At 62.0% G+C, this 24,423-nt stretch carries 23 protein-coding genes; 12 read left to right on the top strand and 11 right to left on the bottom strand.

Annotated features, from left to right (window positions below):
- Positions 1-6 precede the first annotated feature (6 nt).
- From HBO12_RS09085 to HBO12_RS09075, 3 genes are read left to right on the top strand one after another with little or no spacing between them, the layout of a single operon-like run.
- Positions 7-1,086, top strand: a complete 1,080-nt coding sequence (locus HBO12_RS09085; RefSeq protein WP_170041981.1) for a COX15/CtaA family protein — start codon at positions 7-9, stop codon at positions 1,084-1,086.
- Positions 1,074-1,973: a heme o synthase gene (gene cyoE / locus HBO12_RS09080; protein WP_169954110.1), complete on the top strand. Its 900-nt coding sequence runs from the start codon at positions 1,074-1,076 to the stop codon at positions 1,971-1,973. The genes HBO12_RS09085 and cyoE overlap by 13 nt, the downstream gene beginning before the upstream one ends.
- A complete protein-coding gene (locus tag HBO12_RS09075) occupies positions 1,970-2,605 on the top strand; it encodes an SCO family protein (RefSeq protein ID WP_169954111.1) in 636 nt (211 codons plus the stop codon). Before cyoE ends, HBO12_RS09075 begins: the two co-directional genes overlap by 4 nt.
- 125 nt (positions 2,606-2,730) lie before the next feature.
- Here the strand turns inward: HBO12_RS09075 and HBO12_RS09070 are convergent, their stop codons facing one another.
- Genes HBO12_RS09070 through HBO12_RS09060 form a run of 3 tightly spaced genes read right to left on the bottom strand, consistent with a single transcriptional unit; the run spans position 2,731 to position 5,252 of the window.
- Positions 2,731-3,522, bottom strand: a complete 792-nt coding sequence (locus tag HBO12_RS09070) for a MetQ/NlpA family ABC transporter substrate-binding protein (protein WP_169954112.1) — start codon at positions 3,520-3,522, stop codon at positions 2,731-2,733.
- A 48-nt stretch (positions 3,523-3,570) separates the two neighbouring features.
- Positions 3,571-4,245, bottom strand: a complete 675-nt coding sequence (locus tag HBO12_RS09065; RefSeq protein ID WP_169954113.1) for a methionine ABC transporter permease — start codon at positions 4,243-4,245, stop codon at positions 3,571-3,573.
- On the bottom strand, positions 4,245-5,252 hold the full coding sequence (locus tag HBO12_RS09060; protein WP_170041980.1) for an ATP-binding cassette domain-containing protein: 1,008 nt from the start codon (positions 5,250-5,252) through the stop codon (positions 4,245-4,247). The genes HBO12_RS09065 and HBO12_RS09060 overlap by 1 nt, the downstream gene beginning before the upstream one ends.
- Positions 5,253-5,487: 235 nt before the next feature.
- Between HBO12_RS09060 and katE the strand changes: the two genes are divergently transcribed.
- Positions 5,488-7,659, top strand: a complete 2,172-nt coding sequence (gene katE, locus HBO12_RS09055; RefSeq protein WP_262376969.1) for a catalase HPII — start codon at positions 5,488-5,490, stop codon at positions 7,657-7,659.
- Between the two features lie 94 nt (positions 7,660-7,753).
- Here katE and HBO12_RS09050 read toward each other — a convergent pair whose 3' ends face one another.
- Genes HBO12_RS09050 through zur form a run of 4 tightly spaced genes read right to left on the bottom strand, consistent with a single transcriptional unit; the run spans position 7,754 to position 10,559 of the window.
- On the bottom strand, positions 7,754-8,473 hold the full coding sequence (locus HBO12_RS09050) for a PA5502 family lipoprotein (RefSeq protein WP_170041979.1): 720 nt from the start codon (positions 8,471-8,473) through the stop codon (positions 7,754-7,756).
- Positions 8,474-8,510: 37 nt separating this feature from the next.
- On the bottom strand, positions 8,511-9,299 hold the full coding sequence (znuB, locus tag HBO12_RS09045; protein ID WP_029290341.1) for a zinc ABC transporter permease subunit ZnuB: 789 nt from the start codon (positions 9,297-9,299) through the stop codon (positions 8,511-8,513).
- Positions 9,292-10,077 carry a zinc ABC transporter ATP-binding protein ZnuC gene (gene znuC / locus HBO12_RS09040; RefSeq protein WP_169954116.1) on the bottom strand — a complete coding sequence of 262 codons (786 nt, stop codon included), beginning with the start codon at positions 10,075-10,077 and terminating at the stop codon, positions 9,292-9,294. The genes znuB and znuC overlap by 8 nt, the downstream gene beginning before the upstream one ends.
- Positions 10,077-10,559 carry a zinc uptake transcriptional repressor Zur gene (gene zur, locus HBO12_RS09035; protein ID WP_029290345.1) on the bottom strand — a complete coding sequence of 161 codons (483 nt, stop codon included), beginning with the start codon at positions 10,557-10,559 and terminating at the stop codon, positions 10,077-10,079. The genes znuC and zur overlap by 1 nt, the downstream gene beginning before the upstream one ends.
- 58 nt (positions 10,560-10,617) lie before the next feature.
- Between zur and HBO12_RS09030 the strand changes: the two genes are divergently transcribed.
- Positions 10,618-11,547, top strand: a complete 930-nt coding sequence (locus tag HBO12_RS09030) for a metal ABC transporter solute-binding protein, Zn/Mn family (protein ID WP_170041978.1) — start codon at positions 10,618-10,620, stop codon at positions 11,545-11,547.
- 108 nt (positions 11,548-11,655) lie between these two features.
- Here the strand turns inward: HBO12_RS09030 and HBO12_RS09025 are convergent, their stop codons facing one another.
- Positions 11,656-12,609, bottom strand: coding sequence for a homoserine kinase (locus HBO12_RS09025; protein ID WP_169954118.1), 954 nt, complete (start codon positions 12,607-12,609; stop codon positions 11,656-11,658).
- Positions 12,610-12,665: 56 nt separating this feature from the next.
- Positions 12,666-12,956, bottom strand: a complete 291-nt coding sequence (locus HBO12_RS09020; RefSeq protein ID WP_104911281.1) for a DUF2782 domain-containing protein — start codon at positions 12,954-12,956, stop codon at positions 12,666-12,668.
- 74 nt (positions 12,957-13,030) lie between these two features.
- On the opposite strand from HBO12_RS09020, the gene polA reads away from it, so the two are divergent.
- Positions 13,031-15,826, top strand: a complete 2,796-nt coding sequence (gene polA / locus HBO12_RS09015) for a DNA polymerase I (RefSeq protein ID WP_170041977.1) — start codon at positions 13,031-13,033, stop codon at positions 15,824-15,826.
- 268 nt (positions 15,827-16,094) lie between these two features.
- Here the strand turns inward: polA and yihA are convergent, their stop codons facing one another.
- Positions 16,095-16,736, bottom strand: coding sequence for a ribosome biogenesis GTP-binding protein YihA/YsxC (gene yihA, locus HBO12_RS09010; RefSeq protein WP_076963373.1), 642 nt, complete (start codon positions 16,734-16,736; stop codon positions 16,095-16,097).
- 192 nt (positions 16,737-16,928) lie between these two features.
- Here yihA and HBO12_RS09005 point away from each other — a divergent pair, with 192 nt between their 5' ends.
- The 6 genes from HBO12_RS09005 to HBO12_RS08980 all read left to right on the top strand — a co-directional run bounded on the left by HBO12_RS09005 (position 16,929) and on the right by HBO12_RS08980 (position 22,530).
- On the top strand, positions 16,929-17,219 hold the full coding sequence (locus HBO12_RS09005; protein WP_169954120.1) for a c-type cytochrome: 291 nt from the start codon (positions 16,929-16,931) through the stop codon (positions 17,217-17,219).
- 46 nt (positions 17,220-17,265) lie between these two features.
- The gene (locus HBO12_RS09000; protein ID WP_169954121.1) at positions 17,266-17,880 is read left to right on the top strand and encodes a c-type cytochrome; all 615 of its coding nucleotides are present in this window, start codon (positions 17,266-17,268) and stop codon (positions 17,878-17,880) included.
- Between the two features lie 189 nt (positions 17,881-18,069).
- Positions 18,070-18,705: a thiol:disulfide interchange protein DsbA gene (gene dsbA / locus HBO12_RS08995; RefSeq protein ID WP_170041976.1), complete on the top strand. Its 636-nt coding sequence runs from the start codon at positions 18,070-18,072 to the stop codon at positions 18,703-18,705.
- Between the two features lie 10 nt (positions 18,706-18,715).
- Complete coding sequence (locus HBO12_RS08990; RefSeq protein ID WP_170041975.1) at positions 18,716-19,594, top strand: endonuclease/exonuclease/phosphatase family protein; 879 nt, start codon at positions 18,716-18,718, stop codon at positions 19,592-19,594.
- A complete protein-coding gene (locus HBO12_RS08985) occupies positions 19,591-21,663 on the top strand; it encodes a GGDEF domain-containing protein (protein ID WP_170041974.1) in 2,073 nt (690 codons plus the stop codon). The genes HBO12_RS08990 and HBO12_RS08985 overlap by 4 nt, the downstream gene beginning before the upstream one ends.
- Positions 21,664-21,753: 90 nt before the next feature.
- Positions 21,754-22,530, top strand: a complete 777-nt coding sequence (locus tag HBO12_RS08980) for an N-acetylmuramoyl-L-alanine amidase (RefSeq protein WP_170041973.1) — start codon at positions 21,754-21,756, stop codon at positions 22,528-22,530.
- 101 nt (positions 22,531-22,631) lie between these two features.
- Here the strand turns inward: HBO12_RS08980 and HBO12_RS08975 are convergent, their stop codons facing one another.
- Entirely contained in the window at positions 22,632-24,419 is a 1,788-nt protein-coding gene (locus HBO12_RS08975) for a KinB sensor domain-containing domain (RefSeq protein ID WP_170041972.1), read from the bottom strand.
- Positions 24,420-24,423 lie beyond the last annotated feature (4 nt).

The following is a 24,423-nucleotide window of genomic DNA, read 5'->3' as shown; positions in this document are numbered from 1 at the left end:
ATCGTCATGGCCAAACCTGGATTTCGCCTCGCGCTGTTTGCCACCCTGCTGGCGCTGATTGTGGTGCTTTTGGGCGCCTACACGCGCCTGACCCATGCCGGCCTCGGTTGCCCGGACTGGCCGGGTTGCTACGGCTTTATCAGCGTGCCGAAAAGCGAGGCCCAGTTGGCCCATGCCGAGCTGCACTTCCCGGACACGCCGGTGGAGGCGGACAAGGGCTGGAACGAGATGATCCATCGCTATGCAGCAGGCACCCTGGGGCTGCTGATCGCGCTGTTGGCCACCCGCGCCTGGACCCATCGCAGGCATCCGGGGCAGCCCTTGAAGCTGCCGTTGTTTCTGCTGGCGGTGGTGCTCGCCCAGGCGGCCTTTGGCATGTGGACGGTGACGCTCAAGCTGTGGCCGCAGGTGGTCACCGGGCATTTACTGGGTGGCTTCGCGACCTTGAGCCTGTTGTTTCTGCTGACCCTGCGTTTGTCCGGGGTGTTGCCGGCGCTGATCGTGCCCCGGCGCCTGCAGTATTGGGCCACGGCCGGCCTGGTGCTGGTGATCGTGCAGATCGCCCTCGGTGGCTGGGTCAGTTCCAACTATGCGGCGGTGGCCTGTATCGATTTGCCGACCTGTCATGGTGAGTGGTGGCCGGCAGCGGACTTTGCCAATGGCTTTCACCTGACCCAGCATATCGGCCCCAACTACCTGGGCGGGCAACTGGACAGTGATGCACGCACGGCGATTCACCTGACCCATCGCCTGGGCGCGCTGGTGGTGACTGTGGCGCTGCTGGGCCTGGCCTGGCAGCTCAAGGCGGTGGGCATGACCCGCCTGGCGGGCCTGCTGCTGCTGGCCCTGGCCGTGCAGATCGGCCTGGGCCTGAGCAATGTGTACTTTCATTTGCCGCTGCCGGTGGCGGTCGCCCATAACGCCGGCGGCGCAGCGTTGTTGCTGACCCTGGTGCTGGTCAATTACCACGCCCGTACCAGCCTGGTGCGAGTCCGCCACCAAGTGCCGTTCGGTTGGCGCTTCAGCCCGCGCAAGCACGTGTCGGGTCTGATCACCCTTAAAGGAGAGATGCCATGGCGACCTTGATTGGCGAGCGTCCCGGCCAGGCTATCTGGCGTGACTACCTGGAGCTGACCAAGCCCAAGGTGGTGGTGCTGATGCTGATTACCTCGCTGGTGGGCATGTTTCTCGCCACCCGCGCCGGGGTGCCGTGGCCGGTGCTGATCTTCGGCAACCTGGGGATTGCCCTGTGTGCCGGTGGCGCGGCGGCGGTCAACCATGTGGTGGACCGGCGCATTGACGCGCTGATGGCGCGCACCCACAAGCGGCCGTTGGCTGAAGGCCGGGTTTCCCCAGCTGCCGCGCTGACGTTTGCCCTGGCGCTGGCGGTGGCCGGGCTGGCGTTGCTGCTGGCGTTTACCAACCCGTTGGCGGCCTGGCTGACCCTGGCCTCGCTGCTGGGCTATGCGGTGATCTACACCGGCTTTCTCAAGCGCGCGACACCGCAGAACATCGTGATCGGCGGCCTGGCCGGCGCGGCGCCACCATTGCTCGGCTGGGTGGCGGTCACCGGCCATGTGAGCGCCGAGCCGTTGCTGCTGGTGCTGATCATCTTCGCCTGGACCCCGCCGCACTTCTGGGCCCTGGCCATCCATCGCAAGGAGGAGTACGCCAAGGCCGATATCCCGATGCTGCCGGTGACCCACGGCGAGCACTACACCAAGGTGCATATCCTGCTGTACACCTTCGCGCTGCTGGCGGTGAGCCTGATGCCCTATGTGATCCACATGAGCGGGCTGTTGTACCTCGGTTGTGCGCTGGTTCTGGGTGCGCGCTTTCTGCAATGGGCCTGGGTGCTGTACCGTGGCAGTCGGCCGCACGCGGCGATCAATACCTTCAAGTACTCTATCTGGTACCTGTTTTTGCTATTTATCGCCCTGCTCGTAGACCACTACTTATTGTTGAACCTATGACTCGAACTCAAAAAACTGTCTTTATCCTGGTGGCCGTCGTGGCGTTGATCATGGGCCTGACCGTCAACAAAGTGCTGTCTGGCAAGGGCCAGGGCGACCCTACGGCATTGATCGACGCGGGCATTATCCTGCTGCCGCAAAGCCGCCAGCTGCCGCCCGTGACCATGACCAACCAGGACGGCCAGCCGGTGCTGGTCAATGAGTTGAAGGGCAAGTGGAGCGTGCTGTTCTTTGGCTACACCTTCTGCCCGGACATCTGCCCGACCACCCTGGCCCAACTGCGGCAGATCAAGAGCGAGCTGCCCAAGGACGTGGTGGATAAGCTGCAGGTGATCCTGGTCAGCGTTGACCCGCATCGCGATACCCCGACCCAGCTCAAGCAGTACTTGAGCTACTTCGATCCGCAATTTGCAGGGTTGACCGGGGCGAATGTGGAGGATGTGCAGAAGGTCTCGAATGCGGTGAGCATTCCGTTCATTCCGGCCGACACCAGCAAGCCGAACTACACCGTCGACCACAGCGGCAACCTGGCATTGATCGGCCCGGATGGCAGCCAGCGCGGGTTTATCCGTGCGCCGTTGAATAACCAGAAGCTGGTGGCGCAGTTGCCGGGGTTGTTGCAGCGCAACTGAGCTGACAACACAGATCAAGTGTGGGAGCTGGCTTGCCTGCGATAGCGGTGGGTCAGCCAGCCTCTTGGTTGCTGACCCACCGCTAACGCAGGCAAGCCAGCTCCCACATTTTGCTTTGCTCGGCTTCAGAGATCGTCTTTCAGATCAAACGCCGGCAGGATCGCGCCTTTGTACTTCTCGTTGATGAATTTCTTCACTTCCGGAGTGTGCAGGGCTTTGACCAGTTTTTGCACCGCGTCCGAATCCTTGTTGTCCTCGCGGGTCACCAGGATATTGACGTAAGGCGAGTCGTTGCCTTCGATCGCCAGGGCATCCTTGGACGGGTCCAGCTTGGCTTCCAGGGCGTAGTTGGTGTTGATCAGGGCCAGGTCGACCTGGGTCAGCACGCGCGGCAGGGTGGCGGCTTCCAGTTCGCGGAATTTCAGGCCTTTTTCGTTGCCGGTGATGTCCTTGATGGTCGACAGGATATCGGTCGGGTTCTTCAAGGTGATCAGGCCCTTGCTGGCCAGCAGCAATAGCGCGCGGCCGCCGTTGGTGGCGTCGTTGGGGATCACCACGTTGGCGCCGTTCGGCAGCTCGGCCAGGCTCTTGTACTTGCTGGAGTACGCGCCCAGCGGCTCCAGGTGCACGCCGGCGACGCTCACCAGGTGGGTGCCCTTGGCCTTGTTGAACTCATCCAGGTACGGCTGGTGCTGGAAGAAGTTGGCGTCCAGGCGTTTTTCGGCCACTTGTACGTTCGGCTGCACGTAGTCGGTGAACACCTTGACCTTCAGGTCCACGCCTTGCGCGGCCAGGGCCGGCTTCACGAACTCAAGGATCTCAGCGTGCGGCACCGGGGTCGCGGCGACCGTCAGGGTCTCGGCGGCGTGGGCGGAAAATGCGGCAACCGCGGCGAAAGCAACCAGTAGTTTTTTCATCCAACAAGCTCCTTGTTCGGGCATGCCGGCGGGGGCCGGCAATGGCCGTTATTTTCGAGAATAGTGGGTCACCAGCTTATCGCCGATGGTTTGCAGAATCTGCACCAGCACAATCAACATCACCACGGTCACGACCATGACGTCATCCTGGAAACGCTGGTAGCCATAGCGGATCGCCAGGTCGCCCAGCCCACCGGCACCCACCACACCCGCCATGGCGGTGTAGCCCACCAGGGCAATGGCGGTCACGGTGATTGCAGCAATGATGCCCGGCTTTGCCTCGGGCAGCAGCGCCTTGGTGATGATCTGCCGGGTGGTCGCGCCCATGGCCTGGGTCGCCTCGATGATGCCGCGATCGACCTCGCGCAGGGCGGTTTCCACCAGCCGCGCGAAGAACGTCGAAGCGCCTACCACCAGCGGTGGAATCGCGCCGGCCACGCCCAGCGAAGTGCCGGTGAGGAACACCGTGGTGGGGATCATCACAATCAGCAGAATGATAAACGGCAGCGAACGTATGGCGTTGACCACGAAGGCCAGGGCGGCATAGGTGGTTTTCTGCTCCAGCAACTGCCGTGGGCTGAACAGAAACAGCAGGATGCCCAATGGCAGGCCCACCAGCACGGTGAAAAACAGCGAGGTGCCGAGCATCAGCAGGGTGTCGTTGGTGGCCACCCAGATATCAGCCCAGTCGACGTTGTCGAAGTAATGCAGTAGCACGTCCATTAACGCAGGACCTCCATGTGCACATCGGCGGCGGTAAAGCGCGCGAACGCCGCTTCCATGTCACCGCCGGTGATGGCCAGGGTCAGTTGCCCGTAAGGGGTATCTTTGATGTGGTCGATGCGACCGGCAAGGATGCTGTAGTCCACACCCGTTTCGCGGGCGACGGTACCCAGCAGTGGCGCGTAGGTCGCTTCGCCCTGGAACGTCAGGCGCACGATGCGGCCCGGCACATGGGCGAACACATCGCGCTGCTCACCTTCATCGACCTGCTCGGCTTCTTGCACAAAGCGCTTGGTGGTCGGGTGCGTGGGGTGCAGGAACACCTGGGCCACCGGGCCTTGCTCGACAATCACCCCGGCATCCATCACCGCGACCTGGTCGCAGACACGGCGGATCACGTCCATTTCATGGGTGATCAGCACGATGGTCAGCTTCAGCTCGCGGTTGATCTCGGCCAGCAATTGCAGGACCGAGGCGGTGGTCTGTGGGTCGAGGGCGCTGGTGGCTTCGTCGCACAGCAGGATTTTCGGCTTGGTGGCCAGGGCACGGGCAATGCCGACGCGCTGCTTCTGGCCGCCGGACAGTTGCGCCGGGTACTTCCTGGCGTGGTCGGCGAGGCCGACCCGGTCCAGCAGTTCGGCCACGCGCGCATCGATCTCGCGGCGCGACAGTTCGCCCGCCAGGGTCAGCGGCAGCGCGACGTTGTCGGCAACGGTCTTGGAGGCCAGCAGGTTGAAGTGCTGGAAGATCATCCCGACCTGCTGCCGGAAACGGCGCAGGCCGTTGGCATCCAGGGCGGTGACTTCTTCGCCATCCACCTGGATCTGGCCGCCCGAAGGCTCTTCGAGGCGATTGATCAGGCGCAGCAGAGTACTTTTTCCCGCGCCGGAATGGCCGATCAGGCCAAACACCTGGCCGTTCTCGACGCGCAGGCTGGTGGGATGCAGTGCGGGGATATCCTTGCCGGCGACCCGGTAGGTTTTATGGACGTTATGAAACTCGATCACGTAGCGAACCTTGTGGGGCGCATTGAAAAGGGATCAGCGGTTAGCCGGGCGCGCATTTTAGCCTGTCCGTATAGCGTTTCTTAGCATTTATTTCGTATTCAACCAGCGATTTGGCAATAACGCGATCAAAGGTCATAAAAAAGGAACGGTAAAAAATCCCGTCAGTCACTACTTAAGCAACTCGATTTCCCGGGTGCCGTGCCCGGGGTTTTGCTCAAACGAGCCAGGGACCGCTCTGGCCTACGCAAACGAGGAGTTTTGTCTGATGAGTACCAAAAAACCCGCTACGCCGCCCAAGAGCGAGCTTGCAGGCACCGATACCCTGGACCGTGGCAACACCAATGCCAAGCTGCAAAGCCTGGAGAAGTCTCGCTCCGACGCCACCGGCCAGGCGCTGCGCACTAATCAGGGGGTGAAAATCTCCGATAACCAGAACACGTTGAAAGTCGGCGCGCGCGGGCCTTCGCTGCTGGAAGATTTCATCATGCGTGAAAAGATCACGCACTTTGACCACGAGCGTATCCCGGAGCGCATCGTGCACGCCCGCGGCACTGGCGCCCATGGCTACTTCCAGACCTATGAAAACCATTCGGCGCTGACCAAGGCGGGCTTTTTACGTGACCCTGGCCGTAAAACCCCGGTGTTCACGCGCTTTTCCACGGTGCAGGGCCCACGTGGTTCAGGCGATACGGTGCGTGACGTGCGCGGCTTTGCCGTGAAGTTCTTCACCGACGAAGGCAACTTCGACCTGGTGGGCAACAACATGCCGGTATTTTTCATTCAGGACGCGATCAAGTTTCCTGACTTCGTGCATGCGGTAAAACCTGAGCCGCACAACGAAATTCCTACCGGCGGCTCGGCCCACGATACTTTCTGGGATTTTGTCTCGCTGCAGCCGGAATCGGCGCACATGGTGATCTGGGCGATGTCCGACCGCGCCATTCCAAAAAGCCTACGCAGCATGCAGGGTTTTGGGGTGCACACGTTCCGCCTGGTGAATGCCGAGGGTCAATCCAACTTCGTCAAATTCCACTGGCGTCCGACGGCGGGCACCTGCTCCCTGGTGTGGGATGAGGCGCAAAAGCTGGCCGGTAAAGATACCGATTACCATCGTCGCGACCTGTGGGATGCGATCGAGATGGGCGATTACCCGGAGTGGGAATTGGGCGTACAGGTGATTCCGGAAGATAAGGAGCACGCGTTCGACTTCGATATTCTCGACCCGACCAAGCTGATCCCTGAAGAGTTGGTGCCCATCACCCCGCTGGGCAAGATGGTGCTCAATCGCAACCCGGACAACTTCTTCGCCGAAGTCGAACAGGTCGCGTTCTGCCCGGGGCATATCGTGCCGGGTATCGATTTCTCCAATGACCCGCTGCTGCAAGGTCGCCTGTTTTCCTACACCGATACGCAGATCAGCCGACTAGGTGGCCCGAACTTTCACCAGTTGCCGATCAATCAGCCGCTGACGCCGCTGCATAACAACCAGCGCGATGCCATGCACCGCAGCACCATCGACAAAGGCCGTGCCGCGTACGAGCCGAACTCCATCGACGGCGGCTGGCCGAAAGAAACTGCGCCGGCAGCGCAGGATGGTGGTTTCGAGTCCTACCCGGAGCGTATCGACGCGCACAAGATCCGCGAGCGCAGTGAGTCCTTTGGCGATCACTTTTCCCAGGCGCGCCTGTTTTTCAACAGCATGAGCAAGCACGAGCAGGAACACATCATCGCGGCCTATAGCTTTGAGCTGGGCAAGGTCGAGCGTGAGTTTATCCGGGCGCGCCAGGTCAATGAGATCCTGGCCAATATCGACCTCGGGCTGGCCAAGCGTGTGGCGCAGAACCTGGGCCTGCCGGCACCGAAAAAAGGCACCGTGCCGGTGCGCAAGACCGCGCCAGAGCGCTCGCCGGCCTTGAGCCAGGCCAACTTGCTGGCGGGCAATATCAAGACGCGCAAGGTGGCGATCCTGGCCGCCAATGGTGTGGATGGTGCCGCGATTGCCGCGCTGAAAAAGGCGCTGGCCGCAGAAGGTGCCCATGCCAAGTTGCTCGGGCCGACCTCAGCGCCGGTGACCACGGCCGATGGCAAGAGCCTGGCGGTGGACGCGTCGATGGAAGGCTTGCCGTCGGTGGCATTCGATGCGGTGTTTGTGCCGGGTGGGGCGAAGTCGATCCAGGCATTGAGCGGCGATGGCGTGGCGTTGCATTACCTGCTGGAGGCCTACAAGCACTTGAAGGCGATTGCCTTGGCCGGTGAGGCGAAGCAGTTGCTGGAGGTGTTGAAGCTGGAGGTGGATGCGGGGTTGATTGTGGGCGGTGATGCCAAGGCGTTGAAGGCGTTTATTGCGGCGATTGCCCAGCATCGGGTGTGGGAGCGCGAGCCTAGGGCCAAGGCGGTTCCGGCTTAAGTTTCTGGTTGTTTGACAGGGCCTCATCGCCGGCAAGCCGGCTCCCACGTTGAAATGTATTGCACTGTGGGGGCCGGCTTGCCGGCGATGGGCGTCAGTCCGCCTTACGCGGAATCAGCACCACCTGGGCCGGTATGTGTTTGAGAATCTGCCGGTGGATCTTCAGGTCATACCCTGAGTCAATCCGCTTCACTCGTTTAGTCAACAGCGTGTTCAGCCACGGGTAATCCTCGGTGCGCGGCACCTGGATGCTCACGTCACACTGGTAATTCACCACATCGGTGGCGATGGCATCCAGTTGATGGCGCAATTGCTGGATATCCGTGAGGTTCAGCGCAACCGTGGTGCTCTCGGCGGCGGGGTCGATGACCTTGGCCGGTGGCTTGGCTTCGGCGGCTTTAAGGGCGGCTTCGGCTTTATCCAGCTCGGCTTTGCGGGCGTGGGCGATGGCGCTGTTGACCCCGCCAGTCAGGGCCGGAGCCTTGGGCATCAGGGCCCGGGCGCGGCTCAAGGCAGTGGCGGCGGCGTTGACATCACCTTTTTGCAGGACGATCTGGCTGCGCTGCAAATAGGCTTCGGCCAGTTGGCGCTGATAAGGCTCCAGCGCCGGATCGTCAGGCGATTGGGCCTGCAAGGCCGCCAGTTGGTCTTCGGCGGTAGCCAGCTCACTGCTGGCCAGGTTTTGTTCCAGCTGTGCAATGGCCGCAGCGCGCGCGTCCGGCGCCTCGGGGGCGACGGGCGGGGTGCTTTGGCAGGCGCCCAGCAGCAGGGAAAATGCGGCAAGGAGCAGATAACGGGAGGTGAACGGCTTCATTCCTGCGACTCTCTAATTGCGCAAAAAACGAGCAAGTCTACACCCCTCGACGGGGCAGGACAAAACTCAGCAGAAACAGTGCGGCGGCCGTGACCACAATCGACGGCCCGGCCGGGGTGTCCTTGAACCAGGACAGCGCCAGGCCACCACACACGGCAAGCATCCCCAGCAAACTGGCGCCGACCGCCATCTGTTCCGGCGAACGTGCATGACGCTGGGCGGCTGCGGCGGGGATGATCAACAGCGACGTGATCAACAATACGCCGACAATCTTCATTGCGACAGCGATCACCACGGCGATCAGCAACATCAGGGTCATGCGCAGTGCGGGTACTGGCAAGCCTTCGACGGTGGCCAGTTGTTCGTGGACGGTAATTGCCAGCAGCGGGCGCCACAGGGCCACGAGCAGGATCAATACTGCCGCGCTGCCGCCGAGAATCCAGGCCAGGTCCGTGGGGCTGATCGCCAGCAGGTCGCCGAACAGGTAGGCCATCAGGTCGATACGTACTTCGTGCATAAAACTCAGCACCACCAGGCCCAGGGACAGGGTACTCGGCGCGAGGATCCCCAGTAGCGTGTCCGAGGCCAGGGGCTGGCGCTGTTGCAGGGTCACCAGCAGCACTGCCAGCAGCAGGCAGCCGACGGTTACCGCGATGGTCGGGCTGACGTCCAGCAAAAAGCCCAGGGCCACGCCGAGCAGGGCCGCGTGGGACAAGGTGTCGCCAAAGTAGGCCATGCGCCGCCAGACCACGAAGGAGCCCAACGGGCCCGCCACCAGCGCCAAAGCCAAGCCTGCAAGCAGGGCGTAGAGCAGAAAATCAGCCATGCTTGCAGCCATCTCCGTGGACGTGGGTATGAGGGGCGATCGGATCGGCAACTACCGCGCCATGCAGGTCATGGGCATGGTCGTGACGGTGGTGGTAAATCGCCAGGCTCTGCGCATTCTTGCCGAACAGCTCGACGAAGGCCGGGTCGCCGCTGACCTGTTCCGGGTGGCCAGAGCAGCAGACGTGGCGGTTGAGGCACACCACCTGGTCGGTAGTGCTCATCACCAGGTGCAGATCGTGGGACACCATCAGCACGCCGCAGCCATGCCGGTCGCGCAGGCGGGTGATCAGGCTGTAGAGCTCGGCCTGGCCGGCAACGTCGACGCCTTGCACCGGTTCATCGAGCACCAGCAATTCGGGCTCGCGCAGCAGGGCCCGGGCTAGCAGCACGCGCTGCATCTCGCCACCGGAGATACTTTGCACCGGGCTGTCGATGACCTGCTCGGCCCCCACTTCCTTGAGCGCGGCCAGGGCGCGGGTGCGGTCCACGCCGGGCACCAGGCGCAGGAAGCGCAGCACCGACAGCGGCAGGGTTGGGTCGACGTGCAGTTTCTGCGGCATATAGCCGATGCGCAGCTTGGGCTTGCGCCAGACGCTGCCGCTGTCGGGCTTGAGCAGGCCTAGCACGGCGCGCACCAGGGTGGTCTTGCCGGCGCCGTTGGGGCCGATCAGGGTGACGATCTGCCCCGGCTCGACGCTCAGGTCAATGTTGTCCAGCACGTTCTGGTCGGCGAATGTGACGCCGACCTGTTCCAGGCGGATTAGCGCAGTGCTCATCAAGCCCCCTGGCAGCCCGAGCAGATGCCAACCACTTCGACGGTCTGCCCTTCGACTCGGAAGCCGACATCGCCGGCGCTCTTGATAATCGCGTCGCTGATGCTTTTTTGTTCAAGCTCGATGGCGGCGTGGCACTCGCGGCAGATCAGGAACTGGCCCTGGTGCGCGTGCTCCGGGTGGTTGCAGCCGACAAAGGCGTTCAACGAGGCGATGCGGTGCACCAGGCCGTTTTCCAGCAGGAAGTCCAGCGCACGGTACACCGTGGGCGGCGCGGCGCGGCGACCGTCCTGCTCGCTGAGCACGCCGAGAATGTCGTAGGCACCCAGCGGCTTGTGGCTCTGCCACACCAGTTCCAGCACTCGCCGGCGCAGGGCGGTCAGGCGCAGGCCTTGGCGTGCGCACAGGGCGTCGGCCTCCGACAGTGCGTTGTGCACGCAGTGAGAGTGGTCGTGGGGACGGCTGGCAAGAGGTGTTTTAGGCATGAGCGGCGACAGATATTTGTGAGAGACGTTATTATGTTACCCGTTCCTGCTGACTTGAGTGCTCATCGTGTCCCGACTTTTTGCCGTTTTTGTCGTATTTGTCACCAGTTTATTGATTGCCGGGGCTGCCCAGGCCGAGGTTCGGGTGCTCACCAGCATCAAACCCTTACAGCTGATTGCCGCCGCTGTGCAGGACGGCGTGGCGGTTCCAGAGGTGTTATTGCCACCCGGAGCCTCGCCGCATAACTATGCATTGCGCCCATCCGACGTACGGCGTGTGCAATCGGTGGATCTGCTGTATTGGATCGGTCCGGACATGGAAGGCTTCCTGCCACGGGTCCTCAAGGGTCGCAACTTGCCCACGGTGGCCGTGCAGGAACTGCCGGGCCTGAAGCTGCGGCATTTCGCCGAAGATAATCACTCCCATGGCGAAGAAGCCGACGACCATGACCACGATCATCGCCCTGGCAGCCTGGATGCCCACTTGTGGTTGTCGCCGGTGAATGCGCGGGTGATTGCGGCCAGGATGGCGGCGGACTTGAGCGCGGCTGACCCCGCCAATGCAGAGCGCTACCAGAGCAACCTGCAAGCGTTCAACGGGCGCCTGGATGCCTTGGACCTGCGTTTGAAAGCGCGCCTGGCGGGTATCGCCGGCAAGCCTTACTTCGTGTTCCACGAAGCCTTCGACTACTTTGAAGATGCCTACGGCCTCAAGCACACCGGTGTGTTCAGCGTGACCGCCGAAGTGCAGCCCGGCGCCCAGCATGTGGCGGCGATGCGCACGCGCTTGCAGGAGGTGGGCAAGACCTGTGTGTTCAGCGAGCCACCCTTGCGCCCGCGCCTGGCCGAGACCCTGGTGGCTGGCCTGCCGGTGAAGCTGGCGGAATTGGATGCCCTGGGCGGCTACACCCCGGCCACGGGCCAGGGGTACGAGCAGTTGCTGGAGAAGCTGGGCAATGATTTGGCAGGGTGCCTGGAGTCACTGTAGGCACACCGCCAAACCAATGTGGGAGCGGGCTTGCCCGCGATGGCGGTGTATCAGGCGCTCATTAGGTGACTGACACGCCTCATCGCGGGCAAGCCCGCTCCCAAAGCGTTAGAGGGCGAGCGGCAGCTGGAGGGTGACCTGCTGGCGTTGTTCCAGCAGCTGTTGAAGCTCCACCGGATCGTGAATCAGCACGTCCTGCCCCGCAAACGTCTCTGCTGCAATCAGGCGGGACAGCCAGAACCGCACACACGCCACGCGCAGCATCGTCGGCCACAGCTCGGCTTCCCTGGTGCTGAACGGCCGCAGTGCCGCATAGGCGCCCAGCAGTGCGCGGGCGCGGTGGCCGTCGATCACCCCGGCGGCGTCCGAGCACCAGTCATTGAGGGCAATCGCCACGTCGTACAGCATTGGCCCGGAGCATGCGTTATAGAAGTCGATCAACCCGGTCAGGTGGGTGCCTTCGAACATCGCGTTGTCGCGAAACAGGTCGGCGTGGATATTGGCCCGTGGCAGCGTGAGGATCTGACCTTTGAGCTGCTGGATTTCATCCAGCGCCATTTGCAACAGTTGCTGTTGGTGGGCGTCGAGGTGCGAGATCAGCTGCGTGCCCTCGTCGAGCATCCAATCCAGCCCGCGATCGGTCTTGCGTTCCAGCACCTTGTCGCCCTGGGTGGCCAGGTGCAGGTGAGCGAGTAATTCACCCACTTGCACGCAATGCTGGGCATTGGCCTCCTTGATGTGCTTGCCCGCCAGGCGCGGTTGCAGCAGCGCCGGCTTGCCTGCCAATTCGCGCAGGGCCACGCCGTCGGTGGTGCGCAGGGCGTAAGGCACGGGCAGGTCGGCGTCGTGGAGTACGTCCAGCAGTTCGATGAAGAACGGCATTTCGTCCACGGGGCCGCGTTCAACCAGGGTCAGGACAAATTCGCCCTGTTCCAGGCTGATAAAGAAGTTGGTGTTTTCGCTACCAGCGGCAATCCCCTGGAAATCGAGCAGGCGGCCGAGCCCATAAGGGGCGAGAAAGGTTTCCAGCTCGGGCCGAGCCAGGGGGGTGAACACAGACATGGTTAAAACTGCCAGTACGGGCGCCGCAGGCCGCGGCGCCGATTAAAGTTAAGAAATCATTTCCATTCGAAGATCTTCCATGACGGGATCAGCATATCCGGCTGGTCCGAGCGGATGAAGTTCGCATCGGTTCCGTCCGCGCGCACCAAAAAGTACGGGGGTGCGCCCTTGGGCGTTACCTTGATGGCATACAGGAAACCGTTTTGGCGGTATTCCTGGATGGTCTTGTCGCCTTCCGTGCGAATGGTGACTTGCGGGTCTCCCGAGGGAGCGTCGTCTGCCGCCATGGCAGCCATCGGAGCGAGTGCAATCAAGCCGGTCAACAGCAGGCGATTGAATGTACGCATGATAACCTTGTCCCTTTGTTGTCATTGGTCCGGCTATTCTAGCGCCAGACCCGCCGAAAAGGTTGATCCTGCTCATGAGCCAAGCCCCCCTCGTCCTGGTGGACGGTTCTTCATATCTGTACCGCGCCTTCCACGCGCTGCCGCCGTTGACCACGTCCAAAGGCCTGCCGACCGGTGCGGTCAAGGGCGTGTTGAACATGCTCAAAAGCCTGCGCAAGCAGTACCCGGACAGCCCGTTCGCGGTCGTGTTCGACGCCAAGGGCGGGACATTTCGCGATGACATGTACGCCGAATACAAGGCCAACCGCCCGAGCATGCCCGATGACATGCGCGTGCAAATCGAGCCGCTGCACCAGAGCGTGATCGCCCTGGGCTTCCCACTGCTGTGCGTCGAAGGCGTCGAAGCGGATGACGTGATCGGCACCCTGGCCCGCAGCAGTGCTGCCGCCAACCGCCCGGTGGTGATCTCCACGGGTGACAAGGACATGGCACAGCTGGTCGATGGGCACATTACCTTGGTCAACACCATGACCGGTAGCGCCATGGACATCGACGGCGTTAAGGAGAAATTTGGGGTCGCTCCCGAGCAGATCATCGACTATCTGGCATTGATGGGCGATTCCTCCGACAACATCCCAGGCGTTCCAGGTATCGGTCCTAAGACCGCTTCGGGGCTATTGGTCGGTGTGAACGGCGGCCTGAAAGAGCTGTACGAGCAACTGGATATTGTCCCGACCTTGCCGATCCGTGGGGCCAAGACCCTGCCGGCCAAGCTGGAAGAGTATAAAGAGATGGCATTCCTGTCCTACCAGTTGGCGACCATCAAGGTCGACGTGCCCCTGGATGTTGGCCTGGAAGACTTGCACCTGATCGAGCCGGATCGCGAGAAGCTGCTGGAGCTGTACACCCTGCTGGAGTTCAAGAGCTGGATCGACGAGATTCAGCGCGATGCCAAGCGCGTCGAGCTCAAGGCCGCCGCGGACGTTGCACCGGCTCAGGTTGCAGTTGAGGCCCAGGCGCCTGTGGCCCCGGTCCAGGCGCAGTACGAGACCATCCTCGACCAGGCCCGTTTTGACGTCTGGCTGAAAAAACTCAATGACGCCAAGTTGTTTGCCTTCGATACCGAAACCACCGGTGTCGACGCCCAGCAGGCGCAACTGGTGGGGGTTTCGTTTGCCGTGCAGGCCAACGAAGCGGCCTACATCCCGCTGACCCATTCCTACATCGGCGTGCCCGAGCAATTGGATCGCGATACGGTGTTGTTGGCCCTCAAGCCGCTGCTGGAGGACCCGAACAAGCTCAAGGTCGGCCAGCACGCCAAGTTCGACATGAATATCCTGGCCAATTGCGCCATCGGCGGCGACCCGGCGCACGGCATCACCGTGCGCGGCATCGCCTTCGACACCATGCTCGAATCCTACGTGCTGAACTCCACCGCGACCCGTCACGACATGGACAGCCTGGCGAAGAAGTACCTGGAACATGACACCGTCAGCTTCCAGGACATCGCCGGCAAAGGCGCCAAGCAACTGACCTTCGACCAGATTGCCCTGGAGCAGGCCGGCCCCTACGCCGCCGAAGACGCCGATGTGACCCTGCGCCTGCACCTGGCGCTGTATGAGCAGCTCTGCGCCCTGCCGAGCCTGGCCAGCGTGCTGACGGATATCGAGATGCCATTGGTGCCGGTGCTGGCACGGATCGAGCGCCAGGGTGCCCTGGTGGATGCAGCGTTGCTTGGCGTGCAGAGCATCGAGCTGGGCAACAAGATGGTGGAGCTGGAGCGCCAGGCGTACGAGATCGCCGGTGAGGAGTTCAACCTGGGTTCGCCCAAGCAGTTGGGGGCTATCCTCTACGAAAAGCTCGGGCTGCCGGTATTGAAGAAGACTGGCAAGGGCCAGGCCTCTACCGCCGAGGAAGTACTGGCCAAACTGGCCGAAGATGACTATCCATTGCCCAAGGTGCTGATGCAGTACCGCAGCATGAGCAAGCTCAAAAGCACCTACACCGATCGTTTGCCCGAGCAGATCAACCTCCGTACCGGGCGTATCCATACCTCTTATCACCAGGCGGTGGCGGCCACCGGGCGCCTGTCGTCCAGTGATCCGAACCTGCAGAACATCCCGGTGCGCACGGCCGAAGGCCGGCGGATCCGCCAGGCGTTCGTCGCACCCAAGGGCTACAAGCTGCTGGCGGCGGACTACTCGCAAATCGAGCTGCGGATCATGGCGCACCTGTCCAAGGACGAAGGCTTGCTCAACGCCTTTCGCGACAACCTGGATGTGCACACGGCCACGGCGGCCGAGGTGTTCAAGGTCGAACTGGACGAGGTCACGTCCGATCAGCGCCGCAGCGCCAAGGCGATCAACTTCGGCCTGATCTACGGCATGGGCGCGCAGAAGCTGGGCAAGGACATTGGCGTCGATACCAAGACGGCCAAGGCCTATATAGATGTGTACTTCGCCCGCTACCCAGGGGTGCGCGAGTACATGGAGCGCACCCGCGCCCAGGCTTCCGACCAGGGCTATGTGGAAACCCTGTTCGGGCGCCGCCTGTACTTGCCGGATATTCACTCCAACAAGCCGCAGGAGCGCGCAGGCGCAGAACGCACCGCGATCAACGCGCCGATGCAGGGGACTGCCGCCGATATCATCAAGAAGGCCATGGTCAAGGTCGACAACTGGCTGACGGAGTCGGGGCTCGACGCCAAGGTCATCCTGCAGGTGCACGATGAATTGGTGGTCGAGGTCCGTGAGGACCTGGTGGCTGAAGTCAGCGAGAAGATTCGCGAGCACATGAGCAGTGCCGCGCAACTGGATGTGCCGCTGCTGGTGGAGGTCGGCGTGGGCGATAACTGGGACCAGGCGCACTGATTATCCGGCAGTGCTGCGGCATGAGGTCGCAGCGTTGCCTATAGATCGGAAATATCCGAGGGTTATTTCCAATAGTTTTTCCGGGGCGCCGGAACTTAACCCATGAAAAGTCACTCAGAGTTACTGAATGGGTGGTGAAGCCCTTCAATGCTCCTATGTTGTGTTAAGTGTTGGCAGATATCTGGACCCCGCCCTAGCGGTCCGGAACTTGGACCCCGAACTTCCCCTCCCCATACGAAGTCCGGGGTTTTTTTTGCCCGCAGAAAAGTTATTCGGCCAGTTCTGCGCCCTTGTCCGCCAGTTCCATCCAGCCTGCCAGCACGGTATAGGCATCTTCCAGGCCCATGCGCTTGGGTGCCGAGAACAGCTGGATGGTGATGGCATCACCCCAACCTTTACGGATTTGTGCCTGCACTTTGAGCAAGGTGCCCTTGGCGGCGCCGTAGGTCAGCTTGTCGGCCTTGGTCAGCAGGATGTGCATTGGCATGCCGCTGGCGACTGCCCAATCGAGCATCAGCAGGTCGAAATCGGTCATTGGATGACGGATATCCATCATCAGGATCAGCCCTTTCAAACTCTCGCGGCCACCCAGATACGCTTCCAGGTGACGCTGCCAGTGCAGCTTCAATGGGATAGGTACTTTTGCGTAACCGTAGCCCGGCAGGTCGACCAGACGCCGATCATCGTCTAGCTTGAAGAAGTTGAGCAGTTGCGTGCGGCCTGGGGTTTTCGAGGTGCGAGCCAGGCTGGCATGGGTCAGGGTGTTGAGCGCGCTGGACTTGCCGGCGTTGGAGCGCCCGGCGAAGGCCACTTCAAAGCCTTCGTCGTCGGGGCATTGGTCGACTTTGGCGGCGCTGAGCATGAACGTGGACTGTTGGCACAGACCGAGGATGGGGTTCTTGAGTTGCATGGGATTTCCGATGTGGGCGGTGCCGGGAATGGGTGCGGCAAGTAGTGTCGTTCCCGTTTCAGTAGCGCCAGTATATAATGCCGCAGATTTTGTGTGTGCTTTGTCCCAGCGAAGGATGAAGTTCACGGGAGCGATAGACCTTTATTGCGCATTAGAACGCAAAACGCTTCCAAACCCTGAAAAGGTCGACGTATGACCAAGTGGCTGCTAGCTGTCGGTGTCCTGATACCACTTTACAGTGCGCAGGCTACACAGGATCCGGAAGCTGTGTACAACCGCGTTTGCGCGGCTTGCCATGCCGGGCAGTTGCCTACGGCCCCCAAGCGGGGTGACCAGGCAGCCTGGGCGCCGAGACTGGCGCAAGGCATGGATACGCTGGTGCAGCACGTGACCCAGGGTTTCAAGGCGATGCCGCCGCGTGGTTTGTGCATGGAATGCCGTGCCGAGGATTACCAGGCCATCATCCTTTTGATGAGCGAGTAGACCCGGTTCATAACTCTATAACCTTTAGCCGTAATTGGATTAGCTGATGAACAAATTGATCGTGAGTCTGCTGTTGACCTTGGGCATCACTGGTGTTGCCCATGCTGCAGGTGACGCTACTGCTGGCCAGACAAAGGCCGCTGTATGTGGCGCCTGCCATGGACCGGACGGCAACAGCCCGGCACCCAACTTTCCAAAACTGGCGGGCCAGGGCGAGAAATACCTGACCAAGCAGATGCACGACATCAAGGACGGCAAGCGAACGGTCCTGGAAATGACCGGCATGCTGACCAATCTCAACGATCAGGACCTGGCGGATATCGCGGCGTATTTCGCCAGCCAGGCAGGCAGCGTGGGGGCGGCGGATCCAAAACTGGTCGAGCGTGGTGAAAAGCTGTTCCGTGGCGGCGACCTCGACAAAGGCCTGCCGGCCTGTACCGGCTGCCACTCCCCGGATGGCTCGGGTAACGCCGCAGCAGGTTTCCCGCACCTGGGCGGCCAGCACGCCCAGTACATCGCCAAGCAACTGACCGATTTCCGCAAGGAAGAAGCCGGTCGCGCCAACGATGGCGACGCCATGACCATGCGCACCATCGCGCGCAAATTGAGCGATGAAGACATTGCAGCGGTGGCCAGCTATATCCAGGGCCTGCACAAGTAAGGCGCGCAAGGCCGGGCGTACACCAGTGGTAACGTTAACGCTCGATTAATCCGTCGATGCAAGCATAAAAAGGGTGGCGCGGGCCGCCCTTTTTTGTGGCCGCTACCGTTACACTAACGAACTCATGCCCGTGCAGGCCTGTCATAAAAAAGGTCGCGCGAGGCGACTTTATTTGTCCAGGAGTAAAGCATGCGTAAATTGATCCTCAGCGCCGCTCTCGTCACTGCCAGCCTGTTCGGCATGACCGCCCAAGCCGCCGATGTGCCACTTGAAGCGGGTAAGACCTATGTTGAACTGGCTAATCCTGTACCGGTTTCCGTGCCGGGCAAGATCGAAGTCGTAGAGCTGTTCTGGTATGGCTGCCCGCATTGCTACTCTTTTGAACCGACCATCAACCCTTGGGCCGAAAAGCTGCCATCGGACGTGAACTTCAAGCGCATCCCGGCCATGTTCGGCGGCCCTTGGGATGCCCACGGCCAGATGTTCCTGACCCTGGAAGCCATGGGTGTGGAGCATAAGGTCCACAATGCCGTGTTCGAAGCTATCCAGAAGGATCGCAAGCCGCTGACCAAGCCTGATCAAATGGCTGACTTCCTCGCCACCCAAGGCGTGGACAAGGACAAGTTCCTCGCAACCTTCAACTCCTTCGCCATCCAGGGCCAGATCAAGCAGGCCAAGGAGCTGGCACAGAAATACGGCGTGCAAGGCGTTCCAACCCTGATCGTCAACGGCAAGTACCGCTTTGACCTCGGCTCCACCGGCGGCCCTGAAGCGACCCTGAACGTTGCCGACCAGCTGATCGCCAAAGAGCGCGCAGCCAAGTAAGGGGCCCGCCATGCGCCGCTGGGGTACAGAACGAGTGGTTGGCCTGCATGATCCGCAGGTCAACGAGCATCATCTCGCGTCCACCGGCCTGCCGGCGGGCAGCCGGCTGCGCTTGCTGAGCTTCAATATCCAGGTCGGCATCAGTACCGAAAAGTACCGGCACTACCTGACCCGTGGCTGGCAGCATCTGTTGCCCCACAATGGCCGGGCGGGCAATCTGCAGAAGATTGGCGACCTGCTGGGAGACTTCGACCTGGTGGCCCTGCAGGAGGCCGATGGTGGCAGCCTGCGTTCGGGCTACGTCAACCAGGTCGAGCACCTGGCCCAGCTCGGTGCGTTTCCCTACTGGTATCAACAACTCAATCGCAACCTCGGCAAACTCGGCCAGCACAGCAATGGTGTACTCAGCCGCCTTAAGCCCTGGGCGATCGAAGACCATCCACTGCCAGGCCCGAAAGGGCGCGGGGCGATTCTCGTGAGGTTTGGCGAGGGGCCCGAGGCGCTGGTGGTCGTCATGATGCACCTGGCGCTGGGCGCGCGTACCCGCACCATGCAGTTGGCCTACATCCGTGAGCTGATTGGCGATTACAAACACCAGGTGCTGATGGGGGACATGAACACCCACGCCAGTGACCTGTTGGAGAATTCCCCGTTGCGCGACCTCGGGCTGCTGGCGCCCCAGGTCGAAGCCACTTTCCCCAGCTGGCGCCCGCAACGTTGTCTTGATCACATCCTGTTAAGCCCGACCCTGACGCTGGAAAGTGTGCAGGTGCTGGCGCAACCCATTTCCGATCACCTGCCGGTCGCGGTAGAGATTCGTCTGCCGGGTTCGCTCACGGTTGATGCATTACCCGCGTTGAGCCCCGGCCCTCGCGGACCCCTTGCATGAGCGACGACGCCCAGCGCTGGAAAGAAAAATACCTGTTAAGCATCGAGCAACAAGAAAAGCTCGAACGCCGTTGGGCCGCGCGCCTCGACTTGCTGCGCCGTGGCCTGGTGCGCAGCACCCTGGCCGCCGAGGGCACGGACCGGGCCGTCGACCAGTGCATGAAAGAGATGCGCGATGTGGTGCGCAGCGATGACATGGACGCCGCACTCGCCGCCCTGCTGCCGCGCCTGGAAAAGGCCGTGCTGGATTCCGAGCAACGCCGTGAAACGCGGGTTGATCAGATCAGCACCGCTATGACCTCCCTGGTCACGCAATTGCAGGCGCTGCCCTTGCCCCGGGAAGTCAGTCGCCCGCTCAAGAGTTTTGCCAAGCAGTTGGACAGCCGCGTCGGCCAGGCGCGGGAAATCCCTCTGCTGCTCAGTGAATTGAGCGGCCTTCAAGGGCAGGCCCTGAGCAACCTCGAGTCGGATGACGAACCGGCTCGCCCGGGTTTGTTGCAACGTCTGTTCGGGGGCAAGGAGGCGGGTACCGAGGTTGCGCCGGTTGAGCCCGCTGCCACGGCCTCCCGGCAAAGCCCTGCTGCTCAGGCAAGCCCGGCCGCACCGGCGGTTGAGGATGCGCCCGAGCTGGCCCAGGCCCTGCGGGCTTTTGCGCCACAAGCCCAGGCCCCGCAGCCGCAGGTCACTGAGAGCGCACCTGCGCCGGTGCCTGTTGCGCCCCGGGTCGAAGTGGATGAGCTTGTGGCACCGCAGCCGCAGCCGCAGCCGCAGCCGCAGCCGCAGGTTGCCCGTATAACGCCGGTCGAAATGCCTGCTGCCGTGGTCCAGGCCCCGGAATCTGTCCAGTCTGCCGACGTGAGCGTTGTGCCGCAGCGTGAAAGTACGGTCGCAGCGCCGCAGCTCCTGCCAGAGGCGCCGCAGCCGACGGCAATCGGCAGCCTGTCATTGCCGCCGGTGCTGGATGACGAGTCGGCTGAAATCGATCCCGAGGCGTTGTACGCCCTGCCCGACTCGCCCGAGCCTTCCTACAGCTCAGTCGCCAAGCACATCGAAGACACCCTGCTCGGCCTGCTGGGCGACCTCGACCTGCCCGAGCATCACCGGCCCCAGGCCGAAGCCATGCGCGAGCGCCTGGCCCACGGGCTCAATTGGTACGAGTTGCTGCCGATCCTTGATGACCTGGCGGTATTGATGCTGGCCATCACTGATAGCGGCCAGCATGAGTTCGAAGCCTACCTCAAGCGCCTCAACGAGCGACTGGAAGCCTTCCAGGCTAACTTGCAGGCGGCCAGCGACGGGCATGCCGACAGCCGCAGCGCTGCGCGCGAGATGGATACGCAGATCCGTGAACAGATGGACGGCTTGCAAAGCAGCGTCCAGGAAGCGGCCGACCTCGATGACCTCAAGCAAGTGCTGGAAAGCCATCTTGAGGGGCTGTTGGGGGCCATGGACGAGCATCAAAAGCAGCGCGACCAGCGTGAACATGAAGTCGCCGCACGGTTGCAGGGGCTGGCGGAGCGGGTAGCAAGCATGGAGCAGGAGGCCCAGGGCTATCGTGAGCACCTTGAGGTCCAGCGCCAGAAAGCCCTGATCGATCCGCTCACCGGCTTGCCCAACCGTGCCGCCTGGAGCGAGCGCCTGGAGTCCGAGGTCAACACCTGGCATCAGCAGGGCAACAGCCTGTCGCTGGCGATGCTGGACCTCGATCACTTCAAGCGCATCAATGACAGCTACGGCCACCTGGCGGGCGACAAGGTGTTGAAGATCATCGCCAATGTGTTGGGCAAACGCCTGCGGCCGACGGACTTTATCGCGCGGTTTGGCGGTGAGGAGTTTGTCTTGCTGATGCCGGATTCGGCGCTGGGCGATGCGCTGCAACTCGGTGAGCGCCTGCGGGCAGCCATCGAGGCGTGCCCGTTTCACTTCAAGGGCGAGCGCGTGACCATCACCATGTCCATCGGCATGGCGCAGTTCCAGCCCGGCGAGCGCAGCGACCTCACACTCAAGCGCGCAGACGAAGCCTTGTATCGGGCCAAGGCGGCGGGGCGCAATCAGGTACAGGCGGGCTGAAAAGTTGTTCCATTTTGTATAGCGGGCCGCTGACCGGCAAACGGTACGTTACACTGTTGCATTATCGTCTTTAGCGTACCGTCTGTTGCCATGAAATTTCTCGTTGCTGCTCTTTTATCCCTCACACTCGCCGGCTGTGCGAGTGGCCCGCGCCTGGATACCAGCCACCCGTCGGTGAACTTCGATAATCGTATCCAGTTCGTCGTCCTGCACTACACCGCGACCAACCTGCAAGGCTCGCTGGCGCTATTGACCAAAGGCCAAGTCAGCAGCCACTACCTGATTGGCGATGATGCCCGTGCAACCATCTATAAGCTGGTGGACGAAGACAAGCGCTCCTGGCACGCCGGGGAAAGTGAGTGGATGGGCCGTACCTGGCTCAATTCCAGCTCCATTGGTATCGAGATCGTCAATCCTGGCTACCGCGACACACCCACCGGGCGTGTCTGGTATCCGTACTCCGAAGCGCAGGTCCAGTCCCTGGTGACCTTGCTCAAGGACATCAGCCAGCGCAATCGGATCAACCCTAAGTTCATTATCGGCCACAGTGATATCGCTCCCGGGCGCAAACTCGATCCGGGCCCATTGTTCCCGTGGAAGCGCCTGGCGGATCAAGGCCTGGGGATCTGGCCCGAGGCCCAGGCGGTCGCGCGGTATCAGGCCGAGTACGCCGGGCAGTTGCCGAGCATTACCTGGTTCCAGGAAGAGTTGGCACGCGTGGGCTATTCCACGCCGCAGACCGGCGAGCTGGATGTGGCGACGCGGCGGGTGCTGGCTGCGTTCCAGATGCGCTTTAGGCCGGCGTTGTTCGACGGTACGCCCGATGCGCAAAGCGCCGCGATCCTGCGGGTATTGAATCACCGCTAAGGTCTTTGATTCAGGCAAGTAAAGGGCTGCGAGCAATACCTGTGGGGACTCGACAGCCCCCACCTTTGATCTTGCACCCCTTGAGTGGTCACCGTGTGTAGTTACAGCGGCAACGCCATATAGAACTGCGTGCCCTGCCCCGGCCGGGAATAGACCCCCATGCGGCCACCGTGCAACTGCACGATCTCCTTGCACAGCGCCAGCCCCAGGCCGGCGCCGCCTTTCTTGCGGCCTACCTGGACAAATGGCTCGAAAATCCTGCCCTGCTGGCCGTAGGCGATGCCTTCGCCATTGTCCTCGACGCTGATGATCAGCCGTTCGCCATGGCGCCGCGCCTGCAGGCGAATCTGCCCGCCTTCGCTGGTATGGCGCAGGGCATTGCCGAGTAGATTGTCCAGGACCCGCTCCAATTGCGCCTGGTCGGCATGCAACCTGGGCAGTTGTGCCTGCGCCTCTACCAGCAGGTCGATGTGTTGCGCATTCGCCAGCTCGGCAAAACGTGCGCGGGCATGTTCAAGCAGATCGTTGATGTCGCACGGCGCCAGGGTGAGTTTTTGCAGGCCGTTCTGGTAGCGGGAAAAGTTGAGCAGGTCGTTGATCAGTTGCATCAAGCGCTGCATTTCTTCGTTGACCGTGTTCAGCAGGTCGGCTTCGCGGGATTCAGGAGGGAATTTCGCCCGCTCCTGGAACAGGCCGAACGCCATGTGCATGCCGGTGACCGGCGTACGCAGTTCATGGGAGGCACGCAGCACGAATTCGCTGCGCACGCGCTCGAAGGCGCGCTGCTCGGTAACGTCATGCAACACCATCACCGCGCCGAGAATATGCCCCTGGTGGTGGCTGACCGGCGTCATGCTGTAGGTCAGCAGGCGCGATTCGCCTTCGACTTCCACTTCCAGGTCGTCGGGTGCGCGCTCCAGGTTGCCGCCGCGCAGCACCAGGTGCAGTTGCTCATCCAGTTCGGGGCGTTGCAGCGCGTCGCCCAGGCCCTGCCCCAGGCGGCTCTCGTCCCAGCCCAGTTGGCGCTGGGCGACCGGGTTGAGGTGTTCCAGGTGCCCTTGGCGGTCGATCATCAGCAAGCCGTCGTCGATGCTGTCGAGCACCGCCTGCAAGCGTTGCTGGCCGGCGAGCAATTCGTCGACATTGGTCGCCTGATGCTGGCGCAGCGCTTCGGCCATGATGCCAAAGCGCCGGGTCAGTTGGTTCATTTCCGCCGCCGAAGAAATCGGCAGGGTGACATCAAAGTTGCCTTGGCCGATTTTGTCGGCTGCCTTGGCCAGGGCTTCGATCGGCCCGCCAAAGCGTCGGGCGATGCCGTGGGCGGTGATGAAGCCGATGATCAGCACCGCCAGGCCCACCAGCCCGAGCAGGCCGGCGATCCACAGGGCGCGTTCGCGAGACTGGCTTTCGGTGGCATTGATGTTTTCCAGCGCTCTTTTGTGTTCGCTGATCAGCCCATTGCGCAAGACGTTGAAGCTGGTGGTGAGTTGTTCGTTATTGCGCAGGGGCGGAGGCCTATTTTCATTTTCTTCGAACGCTTCGAGGAATGTCAGGTAATCGGCCTTGGCCTGAGAGAAACCTCCCACCCTGGCGACACTCATTTCGTGGGCGATGCCCTCGTCCAGCAGCTTGAAATACTGTTGCTTGGACGTGTTCAGCGCGACCGGGTCCGGAGTGTCGTTGAGCATCAAAATCAGCTGGTCACCCAGGGTCTGGCGCAGCTTGAGCCCCAGGTCCAGGGTAATGAAGTTGCTGCGGATCAGGGCTTCCTGGGTCTTGGCCATTTGCATGACGCTCACCAGCCCCAGCAGCAACCCGAGCAGCGCCACGGTGATCAGCGCAGAAATGCTCAGGAACAGCCGCGTGCGCAGTTTCATCGCCAGCTTCATAAGG

It is taken from the genome of Pseudomonas sp. WS 5059 (genome assembly GCF_012985525.1).
Taxonomy (GTDB): Bacteria; Pseudomonadota; Gammaproteobacteria; order Pseudomonadales; family Pseudomonadaceae; genus Aquipseudomonas.
This window is presented reverse-complemented; position numbering and strand designations above follow the sequence as displayed.

What these genes read in the sequence shown, in the direction of transcription:
- HBO12_RS09085 (WP_170041981.1), top strand. Translation starts at nt 7, where the DNA reads ATGGCCAAACCTGGATTTCGCCTCGCGCTGTTTGCCACCCTGCTGGCG.
- cyoE (WP_169954110.1), top strand. Translation starts at nt 1,074, where the DNA reads ATGGCGACCTTGATTGGCGAGCGTCCCGGCCAGGCTATCTGGCGTGAC.
- HBO12_RS09075 (WP_169954111.1), top strand. Translation starts at nt 1,970, where the DNA reads ATGACTCGAACTCAAAAAACTGTCTTTATCCTGGTGGCCGTCGTGGCG.
- HBO12_RS09070 (WP_169954112.1), bottom strand. Translation starts at nt 3,522, where the DNA reads ATGAAAAAACTACTGGTTGCTTTCGCCGCGGTTGCCGCATTTTCCGCC.
- HBO12_RS09065 (WP_169954113.1), bottom strand. Translation starts at nt 4,245, where the DNA reads ATGGACGTGCTACTGCATTACTTCGACAACGTCGACTGGGCTGATATC.
- HBO12_RS09050 (WP_170041979.1), bottom strand. Translation starts at nt 8,473, where the DNA reads ATGAAGCCGTTCACCTCCCGTTATCTGCTCCTTGCCGCATTTTCCCTG.
- znuB (WP_029290341.1), bottom strand. Translation starts at nt 9,299, where the DNA reads ATGGCTGATTTTCTGCTCTACGCCCTGCTTGCAGGCTTGGCTTTGGCG.
- znuC (WP_169954116.1), bottom strand. Translation starts at nt 10,077, where the DNA reads ATGAGCACTGCGCTAATCCGCCTGGAACAGGTCGGCGTCACATTCGCC.
- zur (WP_029290345.1), bottom strand. Translation starts at nt 10,559, where the DNA reads ATGCCTAAAACACCTCTTGCCAGCCGTCCCCACGACCACTCTCACTGC.
- HBO12_RS09025 (WP_169954118.1), bottom strand. Translation starts at nt 12,609, where the DNA reads ATGTCTGTGTTCACCCCCCTGGCTCGGCCCGAGCTGGAAACCTTTCTC.
- HBO12_RS09020 (WP_104911281.1), bottom strand. Translation starts at nt 12,956, where the DNA reads ATGCGTACATTCAATCGCCTGCTGTTGACCGGCTTGATTGCACTCGCT.
- polA (WP_170041977.1), top strand. Translation starts at nt 13,031, where the DNA reads ATGAGCCAAGCCCCCCTCGTCCTGGTGGACGGTTCTTCATATCTGTAC.
- yihA (WP_076963373.1), bottom strand. Translation starts at nt 16,736, where the DNA reads ATGCAACTCAAGAACCCCATCCTCGGTCTGTGCCAACAGTCCACGTTC.
- HBO12_RS09005 (WP_169954120.1), top strand. Translation starts at nt 16,929, where the DNA reads ATGACCAAGTGGCTGCTAGCTGTCGGTGTCCTGATACCACTTTACAGT.
- HBO12_RS09000 (WP_169954121.1), top strand. Translation starts at nt 17,266, where the DNA reads ATGAACAAATTGATCGTGAGTCTGCTGTTGACCTTGGGCATCACTGGT.
- dsbA (WP_170041976.1), top strand. Translation starts at nt 18,070, where the DNA reads ATGCGTAAATTGATCCTCAGCGCCGCTCTCGTCACTGCCAGCCTGTTC.
- HBO12_RS08990 (WP_170041975.1), top strand. Translation starts at nt 18,716, where the DNA reads ATGCGCCGCTGGGGTACAGAACGAGTGGTTGGCCTGCATGATCCGCAG.
- HBO12_RS08985 (WP_170041974.1), top strand. Translation starts at nt 19,591, where the DNA reads ATGAGCGACGACGCCCAGCGCTGGAAAGAAAAATACCTGTTAAGCATC.
- HBO12_RS08980 (WP_170041973.1), top strand. Translation starts at nt 21,754, where the DNA reads ATGAAATTTCTCGTTGCTGCTCTTTTATCCCTCACACTCGCCGGCTGT.
- HBO12_RS08975 (WP_170041972.1), bottom strand. Translation starts at nt 24,419, where the DNA reads ATGAAGCTGGCGATGAAACTGCGCACGCGGCTGTTCCTGAGCATTTCT.